The organism is Enterobacter sp. 120016, assembly GCF_018383635.1.
Lineage (GTDB): Bacteria > Pseudomonadota > Gammaproteobacteria > Enterobacterales > Enterobacteriaceae > Enterobacter > Enterobacter asburiae_D.
In genome coordinates this window covers 1-13,505 of sequence record NZ_JAHAWC010000007.1, presented here as the reverse complement: position 1 = coordinate 13,505, position 13,505 = coordinate 1, and the positions used below count along the sequence as shown (strand labels likewise).

The 13,505-nt window shown below is 52.8% G+C and carries 11 protein-coding genes and 1 rRNA gene; 10 read left to right on the top strand and 2 right to left on the bottom strand.

What is annotated here, in order from left to right; all coding sequences use genetic code 11:
- The 3 genes from fis (at position 1) to KIF87_RS11860 (ending at position 2,860) form a co-directional block, all read left to right on the top strand.
- A complete protein-coding gene (gene fis, locus KIF87_RS11870) occupies positions 1–297 on the top strand; it encodes a DNA-binding transcriptional regulator Fis (protein WP_000462905.1) in 297 nt (98 codons plus the stop codon).
- Positions 298–474: 177 nt separating this feature from the next.
- Positions 475–639: a DUF2556 family protein gene (locus tag KIF87_RS11865; RefSeq protein ID WP_193941273.1), complete on the top strand. Its 165-nt coding sequence runs from the start codon at positions 475–477 to the stop codon at positions 637–639.
- A 139-nt stretch (positions 640–778) separates the two neighbouring features.
- Complete coding sequence (locus KIF87_RS11860; RefSeq protein ID WP_213328837.1) at positions 779–2,860, top strand: putative bifunctional diguanylate cyclase/phosphodiesterase; 2,082 nt, start codon at positions 779–781, stop codon at positions 2,858–2,860.
- On the opposite strand, the gene envR is transcribed toward KIF87_RS11860, so the two are convergent.
- The gene (gene envR / locus KIF87_RS11855; protein ID WP_213328836.1) at positions 2,776–3,495 is read right to left on the bottom strand and encodes an acrEF/envCD operon transcriptional regulator; all 720 of its coding nucleotides are present in this window, start codon (positions 3,493–3,495) and stop codon (positions 2,776–2,778) included. The two genes, KIF87_RS11860 and envR, sit on opposite strands and share 85 nt — an antisense overlap.
- Positions 3,496–3,884: 389 nt before the next feature.
- On the opposite strand from envR, the gene KIF87_RS11850 reads away from it, so the two are divergent.
- The 7 genes from KIF87_RS11850 to KIF87_RS11820 all read left to right on the top strand — a co-directional run bounded on the left by KIF87_RS11850 (position 3,885) and on the right by KIF87_RS11820 (position 13,302).
- Complete coding sequence (locus KIF87_RS11850; RefSeq protein WP_213328835.1) at positions 3,885–5,024, top strand: efflux RND transporter periplasmic adaptor subunit; 1,140 nt, start codon at positions 3,885–3,887, stop codon at positions 5,022–5,024.
- Between the two features lie 11 nt (positions 5,025–5,035).
- Positions 5,036–8,149: an efflux RND transporter permease subunit gene (locus KIF87_RS11845; RefSeq protein ID WP_213328834.1), complete on the top strand. Its 3,114-nt coding sequence runs from the start codon at positions 5,036–5,038 to the stop codon at positions 8,147–8,149.
- A 304-nt stretch (positions 8,150–8,453) separates the two neighbouring features.
- Positions 8,454–8,675, top strand: a complete 222-nt coding sequence (locus KIF87_RS11840; RefSeq protein WP_008502867.1) for a lipoprotein — start codon at positions 8,454–8,456, stop codon at positions 8,673–8,675.
- Positions 8,676–9,148: 473 nt separating this feature from the next.
- Complete coding sequence (locus tag KIF87_RS11835) at positions 9,149–10,174, top strand: amino acid ABC transporter substrate-binding protein (protein WP_023333654.1); 1,026 nt, start codon at positions 9,149–9,151, stop codon at positions 10,172–10,174.
- Between the two features lie 67 nt (positions 10,175–10,241).
- Entirely contained in the window at positions 10,242–11,423 is a 1,182-nt protein-coding gene (locus tag KIF87_RS11830) for an amino acid ABC transporter permease (RefSeq protein WP_213328833.1), read from the top strand.
- A gap of 9 nt (positions 11,424–11,432) precedes the next feature.
- Positions 11,433–12,536, top strand: a complete 1,104-nt coding sequence (locus KIF87_RS11825; protein ID WP_213328940.1) for an amino acid ABC transporter permease — start codon at positions 11,433–11,435, stop codon at positions 12,534–12,536.
- A 7-nt stretch (positions 12,537–12,543) separates the two neighbouring features.
- Entirely contained in the window at positions 12,544–13,302 is a 759-nt protein-coding gene (locus tag KIF87_RS11820; protein WP_014171880.1) for an amino acid ABC transporter ATP-binding protein, read from the top strand.
- A 106-nt stretch (positions 13,303–13,408) separates the two neighbouring features.
- On the opposite strand, the gene rrf is transcribed toward KIF87_RS11820, so the two are convergent.
- Positions 13,409–13,505: ribosomal RNA gene (gene rrf, locus KIF87_RS11815) — 5S ribosomal RNA — on the bottom strand; the annotation flags it as partial.

Below are 13,505 nucleotides of genomic sequence, written 5' to 3'. Positions count from 1 at the left end.
ATGTTCGAACAACGCGTAAATTCTGACGTACTGACCGTTTCTACCGTTAACTCTCAGGACCAGGTAACTCAAAAGCCCCTGCGTGACTCGGTTAAACAGGCACTGAAGAACTATTTTGCTCAACTGAACGGTCAGGATGTTAATGACCTGTATGAGCTGGTACTGGCTGAAGTTGAACAGCCACTGTTGGACATGGTGATGCAATACACCCGCGGTAACCAAACCCGCGCTGCGCTGATGATGGGTATCAACCGTGGTACTCTGCGTAAGAAACTGAAAAAATACGGCATGAACTGATACTAATCAGTTAAATGCTTGTTTAAAAAGGCGCTCTTCGGCATGGGGAAGCGCCTTTTTTATTACCTGTGCCACTCCGTCAACGCATTGTAAACCTTCGCTTCTCCCGCTTTTCAACCACGGTTTTTCGTGTATATTTCCCCCACCTTACTGGCGTTCTTTCTGCGGAATGACACAATGATTCGTAAATACTGGTGGCTGGTTGTCTTTGCAATCTCCGTTCTCCTTTTCGATGCACTCCTGATGCAGTGGATTGAACTGATGAGCACCGAAACCGATAAGTGTCGCAATATGAACTCCGTCAATCCGCTGAAACTCGTGAACTGCTCAGAGCTCGACTAACCGTCCGATTGCGCAAGTCACCCCGTTATTACCCACTAAAAACGGGGATTTAAATCCCTTTGAGCCATTACCTGACGGTGATAATGTCTCGCCCTTCTCAACCGCTCTAGCGTAACCCCACACTCGAGTAGAACCGTCCATGCTGGTCAGCCAATACAACCATATCCTTGTTGTCCTCTCCTTTGTTGTTGCCATCCTTGCTGCGTATACCGCGCTGAACATGGCTGCACGCGTCGCCGGGAGTGAGGGCGTCGCTACCCGCGTCTGGCTGGCTGGAGGCGGTATTGCAATGGGTATTGGCGTGTGGGCCATGCATTTCATCGGCATGCTGGCGATGGACCTCTCCATGAGCATGAGCTACAACGCCACCCTGACGGTGTTATCCATGGCTATCGCCGTGGGTTCGTCGCTGTTTGCGCTATGGCTCGTGAGCTGCGAGCAATTACGCTTGCGCCGACTGCTGCCCGGCGCGCTGGTGATGGGGAGCGGTATTGTTGCTATGCATTACACCGGCATGGCGGCGCTGGAAGTGATGCCGGGGATTATCTGGGACAAGGTCTGGGTGGCCATTTCGGTCGTGATTGCGCTTGCCGCTTCGCTCGCAGCATTATGGCTGACCTTCCGCCTGCGTCGCGAAGCCGCGCAGGTCGTGCTGATGCGCATGGGGGCCGCCATCACGATGGGGATTGCCATTGCCGGTATGCACTATGCCGGGATGAAAGCGGCGCAGTTTCCCATGTCCACAATGGTTCATCATGAGGGGATTAACGGGAGCTGGCTGGCGGTACTGGTCAGCGTCGTCGCGCTCTCTATTCTTGGGATCACCCTGCTGGTGTCGATGCTGGATGCCCGCCTTCAGGCACGTACCGCCCTTCTGGCTTCGTCGCTGGCAGAAGCTAACCGGGAACTCGCTCAACTGGCGCTGCACGATACCCTGACGCGTCTGCCCAACCGTATCCTGCTGGAAGACAGACTCGATCAGGCCATCAGCAAAGCCGATCGTGAAGGGAACCATTTTGCCCTGATGTTCATGGATCTCGACGGCTTTAAAGCCATCAATGACGCCTACGGCCATGATGTCGGTGACAGGCTGCTGGTCGCCGTTACGCAGCGTCTGCTGCTTCTCCTGAAAGGCCAGTTCACCCTTGCACGTATCGGCGGTGATGAGTTTGTTCTGCTGGCAGAGGGGGAAGGCCCGGACGACGCGGCATCGCTGGCGAATTCGCTGGTCCGCGCGATCGATAGCCCGTTCAATCTCGGCCCCTATGAACTGGTGGTGACCCTCAGCATTGGTATCGCGCTGTATCCTCACGACGGTAAAACCGAGCGTGAGCTGATGTTTAACGCCGACGCGGCGATGTATCACACGAAGCATATGGGCCGTAACGGTTACCACTTTTTCCAGCCCTCCATGAACACCCTGGCGCAGACCCATCTCCAGCTAATGAACGATCTGTGGATGGCGATCGATCGCAATGAGCTGCGCCTGCTGTATCAGCCAAAATTTCATGCTCCCGCAGGTCCTGTTCTCGGATTCGAGGCGCTATTGCGCTGGCAGCATCCTAAGCAGGGGTTACTGACGCCAGAACTTTTTCTGCCGCTGGCGGAAAAAACGGGGCTGATCATCCCCATTGGCAACTGGGTGATTAATGAAGCCTGTCGCCAGCTGCGGGAATGGCATCTTCAGGGGCATCAAAGCTGGTCAATGGCGGTAAACCTGTCGACACTGCAGTTTGAACAACCTTCGCTGGTTAAAACGGTTCTCGACTGCCTGGCACTTCACCATGTACCACCGGAAATGTTGATCCTCGAAGTGACGGAAACCACGGCGATGAGCAACCCGGATGAGAGCGTACGGGTGCTGACAGAGCTGACGGATGCGGGCGTGAAGGCCTCCATTGATGATTTTGGCACCGGATATTCGAGCCTGCTGTATCTCAAGCGCTTACCGGCCTGTGAATTGAAAATCGACAGGGCGTTTGTGAAAGAGCTCAGCGGCGAAAGCGAGGATGCCACTATTGTCTCAGCGATCGTGGCCCTCGCTAAAACACTTAACCTGAAAGTCGTGGCAGAAGGTGTGGAAACCGAAGCACAGCAAGCCTTTTTAACCGAGCTGGGCTGTAACACCCTTCAGGGCTATCTGTTAGGTAAACCCGCCAGCGCGCAGACCATAGAAGCACTTTGTGCCCGAGGGGAGATGTTACCTGGCGCTGAGCTGTAAGCCCCCTCATCAGGCGACACGCGAATGACAGGAAGTGTCGCCAGTATGCTATCGACCAGAGCGGGTGCCTGCTGATAAAGATTAAAACTGTCGTTATTCATTAACCAGTTTTTAATTATTCCGCTAAAAAAACCGTGGAATACAATCAAAGTGAGATCAACATTCACCTTTGGCGAAATGATATTGCGCGAAATACAGGTCTCCAGCGTGGCGCGTAGCGTGTCATCATTGAATCCAATACGCTTTCTGATTTCACGCTCTGAAATCATATCACTGCTAAATTCACACTTATGATACAGAATTTGTAAAAGCGCACATTGCCGGGGTTCATGGGCAATATACTGCAGCGCGGTAATAAACTGCTCACGAAGTTTTAACAACGGGTCGTCGCTATCGGAAAGGGAAAGCCTGTCGCGAATAATGTCGCGAAGCGGTAATTGCTGTTCCCAGATGGCATTAAATATTTCAGATTTACTGGTGAAGTGCCAATAGATCGCGCCGCGCGTCACCTTAGCAGCATCAGCGATATCCGTCAGCGTCGTGCTGGCTACGCCACGCGTCGCAAACTGTCCGATAGCCGCCTCAATCAGCTGCTGCCGGGTTAGTTGAGCCTCTTCTTTCTTTTTACGCGCCATAGGTAACTACCCGTTACTCACAAGGTTTAAAGGTAATATTGCGTTCATGCAAATGTAAGTATTCACTAAAATCCGTTTTAATTTTGCACAAAAAAAGTCAACCCTCTTAATTTATAATTAATACAAATACATCGAATCAATTAAATTCATGAAGTGAATAATTAGACAACATTAATCCCATTTACCTGATTAACATGCCTGAAGTATATCCCCGAATGGACCAGGTCTGATTCTGATTTTTTTTCTACAAGCATGGTCATTCGCACTTATAAATTAAAAAACATTAAATACCCTCATTATTATACGCAGCTACATTTTATTTTTTATCCCTCTGCCCCAGCTACCGGTTCGCGACATATATCGGTTAATGGGTATTTAAAGGAACAGTAATGACGAATCATTTCAGACGCTTGCCCTTATCCGGTTTCATTGTCTGCGCGGTACTGCTCACTGGATGCGATGGTCAGGAAAATCAACAACAACACCTGCAGGCGCCTCAGGTCAGCGTGCATATTGTGAAAAGCGCGCCTCTGGCTGTCACCACTGAACTCCCGGGCAGAACAGATGCATTTCGCGTTGCGGAGGTTCGTCCTCAGGTTAGCGGTATTATCCTTCGCCGCAACTTTGCGGAAGGTAGCGATGTAAAAGCGGGTGAGTCACTGTACCAGATTGACCCCGCGACCTATCAGGCAGCCTATGACAGCGCGAAAGGCGAACTGGCGAAGGCCCAGGCAGCGGCCAATATTGCGCACCTGACGGTGAAACGTTATCTCCCGCTGGTAGGCACCCAATATGTCAGTAAGCAGGAGTATGACCAGGCCGTGGCGACGGCTCAGCAGGCAGATGCCAGCGTGGTGGCCGCAAAAGCCGGCGTTGAAAGCGCACGTATCAACCTTGCTTACACCAAAGTGACCTCTCCTGTTGATGGTCGTATCGGGAAATCCAGCGTGACCGAAGGGGCGCTTGTGACGAATGGGCAGGCCGCAGCGCTGGCAACGGTCCAGCAGCTCGATCCGATTTATGTCGATGTCACCCAGTCCAGTAATGATTTTATGCGCCTGAAACAGACGAGTCTGCAAAAAGGCGATACCGCCAGCAGCGTTGAACTGCTAATGGAGAACGGGCAGCCCTATCCGCTGAAAGGCACGTTGCAGTTCTCTGACGTCACGGTCGATGAAAGTACCGGCTCGATTACCCTTCGCGCCATTTTCCCGAACCCTCAGCATCTGTTATTACCCGGCATGTTTGTTCGCGCCCGCATTGATGAAGGCACCCAGCCGGACGCGATTCTGGTTCCACAGCAAGGCGTGACCCGTACGCCGCGAGGCGATGCAACCGTCCTGGTGGTGAACGATAAAAACCAGGTTGAGCCGCGAACCGTCGTGGCCCCTCAGGCAATTGGCGATCGCTGGCTGGTGACGGAAGGGCTGAAAAACGGTGACCGCGTGATTGTCAGCGGGCTACAGAAAGTCAAACCGGGGGTAACCGTCGTCGCCACGCCGGATACCACCACGACTCCAGCCGGTTAAGGGACGACGACATGGCTAATTTCTTTATTCAGAGGCCGGTTTTCGCCTGGGTACTTGCCATCATTTTGATGATTGCAGGCGGGCTGGCCATTCTCAAACTTCCCGTCGCACAGTATCCGACCATTGCCCCTCCCGCCGTGGCGATATCCGCGACCTACCCGGGAGCGGACGCTCAAACGGTGCAGGATACCGTGACCCAGGTTATCGAACAGAACATGAACGGTATCGATAACCTGATGTATATGTCCTCCACCAGCGATTCAGCGGGTAACGTCACCATCACCCTGACCTTCGAGTCAGGAACCGACCCGGACATCGCTCAGGTGCAGGTGCAGAACAAGCTGCAGCTCGCCATGCCGCTGCTACCGCAAGAGGTTCAGCAGCAAGGGATTGGCGTAGAGAAATCCAGCAGCAGCTTCCTGCTGGTCGCCGGTTTTGTTTCAGACAACAAAAGCCTCACGCAGAACGACATCTCTGACTATGTCGCCTCAAACGTCAAAGATGCCATCAGCCGAACGTCTGGTGTCGGTGACGTTCAGCTGTTTGGCGCTCAGTATGCGATGCGCATCTGGCTCGACAGCAACGCGATGAACAAATACCAGCTGACGCCGCTGGATATTATCAACCAGTTGAAAACCCAGAACGATCAGATAGCGGCAGGCCAGCTGGGCGGAACGCCGTCCATTCCAGGGCAGCAGCTGAATGCCTCGATCATCGCGCAAACTCGTCTGAAATCACCGGAGGAGTTTGGCCGCGTGACGCTTAAGGTGAACCAGGACGGCTCGATGGTTCATCTGAAGGACGTGGCTCGCATTGAGCTGGGTGGCGAAAACTACAACATGGTCACTAAAATCAACGGGCAGGCGGCAACCGGCCTGGGGATTAAGCTGGCAACCGGGGCAAATGCGCTGGACACTGCGGCAGCCATCAAAAGCAAGCTGGCACAGCTGCAGCAGTTCTTCCCACAGGGGCTGAAAGTTGTCTATCCCTATGACACCACGCCTTTCGTGAAAATCTCCATCCACGAAGTGGTGAAGACCCTGTTTGAAGCGATCGTTCTCGTCTTCCTGGTCATGTACCTGTTCCTGCAAAACCTGCGCGCGACCCTCATCCCGACTATCGCGGTGCCGGTCGTTCTGCTGGGTACCTTCGCGGTTCTGGCGGCGTTTGGTTTCTCCATTAATACCCTGACGATGTTCGGCATGGTGTTGGCGATAGGTCTGCTGGTCGATGACGCTATCGTGGTCGTTGAAAACGTTGAGCGTGTCATGGTCGAGGACAAGCTGCCGCCGAAAGAGGCCACGCAGAAGTCGATGGAGCAGATCCAGGGCGCACTGGTGGGGATCGCCATGGTGCTCTCGGCGGTCTTTATTCCGATGGCCTTTTTTGGCGGCTCGACGGGGGCAATCTATCGCCAGTTCTCGCTGACTATCGTTTCCGCTATGGCCTTGTCCGTACTGGTTGCGCTAATCCTGACGCCCGCACTCTGTGCAACGTTGCTTAAGCCCGTATCCGGCGACCAACATGAGAAAAAAGGGGGGTTCTTCGGCTGGTTTAATGCGCTCTTTGATAAAAGCGTGGAGCACTACAGCAACAGCGTGAGCGGTATTTTGCGTAAGACAGGGCGCTATCTGGTGGTGTACGTCATTATTGTCGGTGGCATGGCGGTGCTTTTCCTGCGCTTGCCCACCTCCTTCCTGCCCGAAGAGGATCAGGGGGTATTTATGACGATGGTTCAACTCCCGGCAGGTGCAACCCAGACGCGTACTCAGCAGGTCCTCGACCAGGTTCAGGATTACTATCTGAACAAAGAGAAGGCGAACGTTGAATCCGTCTTTACCGTAAACGGCTTTAGCTTTAGCGGCCAGGGTCAGAACTCCGGTATTGCATTCGTCAGCCTGAAGCCCTGGGAGGAGCGCCCGGGGTCGGAAAATGGCGTCGAAGCCATTGTGGGTCGCGCGACGAAAGCCTTCAGTCAGATTAAAGATGGCCTTGTGTTCCCGTTTAACCTGCCTGCAATTATTGAGCTGGGTACCGCCACGGGCTTCGACTTTGAATTGATCGATCAGGCTAACCTGGGGCACACCCAGCTGACGCAGGCGCGTAACCAACTGCTCAGCATGGTGAAAGAGCACCCTGACCTGCTGGTTCGCGTGCGTCCTAACGGTCTTGAAGATACGCCTCAGTTCAAGCTGGATGTCGATCAAGAGAAAGCGCAGGCGCTGGGCGTCAGTCTTTCTGACGTCAACCAGACGATTTCGACGGCCTTAGGTGGTACCTATGTGAACGACTTTATCGATCATGGCCGCGTGAAAAAGGTCTACGTACAGGCCGACGCAAAATTCCGTATGTTGCCAGGCGATATTAACAACCTTTACGTGCGCAGCGCGAATGGGGAAATGGTCCCGTTCTCAGCCTTCAGCAACGCTCACTGGGTCTATGGTTCACCTCGCCTGGAGCGCTATAACGGGATGCCCTCTATGGAGATCCTGGGTGAATCAGCCCCGGGTAAAAGTACCGGTGAGGCCATGGTTATGATGGAAAGTCTCGCGGCAAAACTGCCTTCTGGCATCGGCTATGACTGGACGGGGATGTCTTATCAGGAGCGGCTCTCGGGTAACCAGGCGCCTGCACTGTACGCCATTTCACTGATCGTGGTGTTCCTGTGTCTGGCAGCGCTGTATGAAAGCTGGTCCATTCCGTTCTCCGTTATGCTGGTTGTCCCACTGGGGGTCATTGGGGCGCTTCTCGCAGCGTCGCTGCGCGGGTTGAATAATGACGTCTATTTCCAGGTCGGCCTGCTGACGACGATTGGTTTATCGGCGAAAAACGCCATCCTGATCGTCGAATTTGCTAAAGACCTGATGGATAAAGAAGGCAAAGGCATTATTGAAGCCACGCTGGAAGCTTCCAGGATGCGCCTTCGACCGATCCTGATGACGTCCCTGGCCTTTATCCTTGGCGTCATGCCGCTGGTGATCAGCACCGGGGCCGGAAGCGGCGCCCAAAATGCCGTCGGTACGGGGGTTATGGGGGGAATGCTTTCCGCAACGCTTTTGGCGATTTTCTTCGTGCCCGTCTTCTTTGTGGTTGTTCGGCGACGGTTTACTCACCATAAAGAGTAATGTTCCCCTGAAAAGGCACCTCTGGTGCCTTTTTTTATTTTTAACATAAACAATAAATTAGGCTTTACATAAAGGCAGTGTTTAAACATGATGATTTGCATTAAGTAAAAACAGCCCCTTACATCTTCATAATGTCTCCATTAATTCCTCCTGAAACCGACTTTTCTCCACGATTTTTACAAACTACATAATTTGAGATTATTCCTCGTGTAACGAGGACTTACCCCGGTGGTAAAATAACCTCCAGTTCGTTAATAGCCCTCCTGGCTTTATGGCGGATGAGAAATAATACTGAGGTAACATCATGAAAAGATTCATTTCCGTTGCACTTCTCGCTGCGCTGCTTGCTGGTTGCGCGCACGACTCTCCATGTGTACCGGTTTACGACGACCAGGGCCGACTGGTTCATACCAATACCTGTATGAAGGGCACCACCCAGGATAACTGGGAGACTGCGGGTGCTATCGCCGGCGGTGCTGCCGCAGTAGCGGGTTTGACGCTGGGTATTGTTGCTCTGACGAAGTAACATCTGTTCAGAAAGCGCGGCTCTGCCCGCGCTTTTGCTTTTAATGAGTGCAGTATTTTCAAATAAGTAAAAAAATAGCCCCGTATTTATTCACGTAATTAATACAAGCCTGAAGTTAGTCACAACTTTTTCGCATACTCATTCAAATTACTTATTCTATCGTGATGATTTTCACACATTAATATTATTGAATACCCTGCCAATATTCACCCCGGAAACTATCTCTTCTTTTTCCTGACCCGACTCAAAACTTTTGCTCCGATTTGTGGCACAGGTTGTAATTTCGCACCGTTTCGGGGCGCTCGTTTTATTTAAGCCTGTCTACACTCAGCATTAAGCGTTCACTCGTCTCTTATTTTGTCGAACGCAAAACTGGCATTACGTTTGCTTTATAAACGTTGGCCAAAGCCACAGACAGGTTAAGCGTTTAAAAACGCCTCTATAACGATAAATTTCGCCACACAGGATGCATTATGAAAAAGACGATGATAGCCAGCCTGGCCGCTGCAGGCATGTTGTTTGCCGTAGCCGGTCAAGCCCATGCGGGAACGACACTGGATGCCGTTAAAAAGAAAGGTTTTGTTCAATGTGGTATCAGTGACGGTTTGCCTGGCTTCTCTTATGCCGATGCGAACGGCAAATTTACCGGTATTGATGTAGATGTCTGCCGTGGCGTTGCAGCCGCCGTTTTTGGCGATGACAGCAAAGTAAAATACACCCCGCTGACGGCGAAAGAACGCTTTACGGCGCTGCAGTCCGGCGAGGTCGACATGCTCTCCCGTAATACCACCTGGACTTCCTCCCGCGATGCAGGCATGGGGATGTCATTTACGGGCGTGACCTATTATGACGGCATCGGCTTCCTGACCCACAATAAAGCCGGTCTGAAAAGCGCCAAAGAACTGGATGGTGCCACCGTTTGTATCCAGGCGGGCACCGATACCGAGCTGAACGTCGCGGATTATTTCAAAGCAAACAACATGAAATACACCCCGGTGACATTCGACCGCTCGGATGAATCGGCCAAAGCGCTGGAATCCGGCCGTTGCGACACGCTGGCCTCTGACCAGTCACAGCTGTATGCCTTACGTATTAAGCTGAGCAACCCGGCAGAGTGGATTGTCCTGCCAGAAGTAATCTCCAAAGAACCTCTCGGCCCCGTCGTTCGTCGCGGCGATGAAGACTGGTTCTCCATTGTTCGCTGGACGCTGTTTGCCATGCTGAACGCAGAAGAGATGGGCATCAACTCTAAAAACGTTGATGAGAAAGCTGCTAAGCCATCCAACCCGGATATGGCACACCTGCTCGGTAAAGAAGGTGATTTCGGCAAGGATCTGAAGCTGGATAACAAGTGGGCTTACAACATCATCAAACAGGTGGGCAACTACTCTGAGATCTTTGAGCGCAACGTGGGATCGGAAAGCCCGCTGAAGATCAAACGCGGCCAGAACAATCTCTGGAACAACGGCGGTATTCAGTACGCGCCACCAGTACGTTAAGTCATAGCTGTAACGGGCACTGCTCAGGCAGTGCCCACTCCAGAGTCATGGTTACTGAGGTTTCTTTATGTCCCATCGCCGCTCAGCCGTAAAAGGATCGCTATCCTTTTCTCATCCCGCGGTCCGCGCCTGGCTATTCCAGATTATTGCTATTGTTGCGGTTGTTCTCATCGCCGTGTATCTCATCCATAACACCATCACCAACCTGAATAATCGCGGCATTACTTCCGGTTTCGCGTTTTTAGATCGCAGCGCGGGGTTTGGTATTGTTCAGCACCTTATTGATTACCAGGAAGGTGACACGTACGGACGCGTGTTCGTAGTCGGTTTACTGAATACGCTGTTGGTATCGGCGCTTTGTATCGTCTTCGCGTCGATACTGGGCTTCTTTATTGGCCTGGCGCGTCTTTCTGAAAACTGGCTCCTGCGGAAACTATCGACTGTTTATATTGAGACGTTCCGCAATATCCCCCCGCTCCTGCAGATATTCTTCTGGTATTTCGCCGTACTGCGTAACCTTCCCGGTCCCCGCCAGGCCGTCGACGCGTTTGAGCTGTTTTTCCTGAGTAACCGTGGGTTGTCCATCCCCTCTCCCCTGGTGGGTGAAGGCCTGTACGCTTTCATCGGCGCGATTGCGATAGCGCTTGCTCTCTCTGCTGGGGTATTCCGTTTTAACCGCAAGCATCAGATCAAAACCGGTCAGCTCCGTAGAACCTGGCCCACGGCAGTCGTCCTGATCGTTAGCCTGCCGCTGATCGCACACTGGCTGTTTGGGGCCGCGCTGCACTGGGACATTCCACATCTGCGGGGCTTTAACTTTCAGGGCGGGATGGTATTAATTCCCGAGCTGGCAGCCCTGACGCTGGCGCTGTCGATTTATACGTCCGCGTTTATCGCAGAGATTATCCGTGCGGGGATACAGGCCGTACCTTATGGACAGCACGAGGCGGCACGCTCACTGGGATTACCCCATACCGTGACGCTTCGCCAGGTCATCATTCCGCAGGCTTTACGGGTCATCATTCCGCCCCTGACCAGCCAGTATCTCAATATTGTCAAAAACTCGTCGCTGGCCGCTGCCATTGGCTACCCGGATATGGTGTCACTCTTCGCCGGAACCGTGCTTAACCAGACCGGACAAGCCATTGAAACCATCGCCATCACGATGTCTGTCTATCTGATCATCAGCCTGGTGATTTCACTGCTGATGAACCTTTATAACCGTCGTATAGCACTGGTCGAGCGCTAAGGATCTATGATGACAAAAGCGATACTGTCGCACTCCTCGCGCCCTGCCAACTCGACAGGTGGACGTTTCATTCTCTGGGCGCGTAAGAATCTGTTCTCCAGCTGGAGTAACAGCCTGCTGACGATTGTCTGCCTGTGGCTCATGTGGGAATTGATTCCTCCCCTGCTGAACTGGGCGTTTTTACAGGCCAACTGGGTCGGTTCAACCCGAGCAGACTGCACAAAGGCCGGCGCCTGCTGGGTGTTTATTCATGAGCGCTTCGGCCAGTTTATGTATGGATTGTATCCCCATGAACAGCGCTGGCGGATTAATCTGGCGCTGGTTATCGGCCTGCTTTCTATCGCGGCCATGTTCTGGAAAAAGCTGCCTCATCGTGGACGCTATATTGCCGCCTGGGCAGTGGTTTATCCAATTATTGTCTGGGCACTGTTGTATGGCGGTTTCCTGGGGCTGGAACGCGTTGAAACACGCCAGTGGGGCGGCCTGACGCTGACGCTGATTATCGCTTCAGTGGGGATAGCCGGTGCGCTACCGTGGGGGATTTTACTGGCTCTGGGACGGCGTTCAAAAATGCCGATCGTCCGCGTGCTCTCCGTTATCTTCATTGAGTTCTGGCGCGGCGTACCGCTTATCACCGTTCTGTTTATGTCGTCGGTCATGCTGCCGCTGTTTATGGCGGAAGGTACCACCATCGACAAGCTGATCCGTGCCCTGGTGGGGGTGATTCTCTTCCAGTCCGCCTATGTCGCTGAAGTTGTGCGAGGTGGGCTACAAGCGTTGCCTAAAGGCCAGTACGAAGCGGCGGAATCACTGGCTCTCGGTTACTGGAAAACGCAGGGACTGGTCATTCTTCCACAGGCACTCAAGCTGGTCATCCCGGGTCTGGTCAACACGATCATTGCCCTCTTCAAGGATACCAGCCTGGTGATAATCATTGGATTGTTCGATCTCTTTAGCAGCGTGCAACAGGCAACCGTTGACCCTGTCTGGCTGGGTATGTCCACCGAAGGATATGTCTTTGCAGCTCTGATCTACTGGATCTTTTGTTTTAGCATGTCGCGCTATAGCCAGCATCTGGAAAAGCGCTTTAACACCGGGCGTACACCGCACTGAGGAAATTATGAGCCAAATAACTATGACACCCGCCGACGCGATGATTACGCTGGAAAATGTGAATAAATGGTACGGACAATTTCATGTCCTGAAGGACATTAATCTTAAGGTAAAGCAGGGAGAGCGCATTGTCCTTTGCGGCCCTTCTGGATCCGGGAAATCCACAACCATTCGCTGTATTAATCATCTTGAAGAACATCAGCAAGGACGCATTGTGGTTGATGGCATCGAGCTGAATGAAGATATCCGCAATATCGAACGCGTACGTCAGGAAGTGGGAATGGTATTTCAGCACTTTAATCTGTTTCCGCACCTGACCGTTCTGCAGAACTGTACGCTTGCGCCAATTTGGGTACGAAAGATGCCGAAAAAGGAAGCGGAGGCATTAGCCATGCACTACCTGGAGCGCGTACGTATCGCAGAGCATGCCAATAAGTTTCCTGGCCAGATATCGGGTGGCCAACAGCAGCGTGTGGCTATCGCCCGTTCGCTGTGCATGAAACCGAAAATTATGCTGTTTGATGAACCAACATCTGCCCTGGATCCGGAAATGGTGAAAGAGGTTCTGGACACCATGATTGGGCTGGCGCAATCCGGTATGACCATGCTGTGTGTGACGCATGAGATGGGGTTTGCGCGAACCGTGGCCGACCGGGTGATCTTTATGGATCGCGGGGAGATTGTTGAGCAGGCACCGCCGGATGAGTTCTTTGCGCATCCGAAGTCAGAACGCACGCGAGCATTCCTGTCGCAGGTGATTCATTAGTCGTTTGCTCTGCCGGGTGGCGGCTTCGCCTTACCCGGCCTACCGTTTTTTCTGCGCATAAACGCAAAAAGGCCATCCTTTCGGATGGCCTTTTCACTTATTTGATGTCTGGCAGTTCCCTACTCTCACATGGGGAGACCCCACACTACCATCGGCGCTACGGCGTTTCACTTCTGAGTTCGGCATGGGGTCAGGTGGGACCA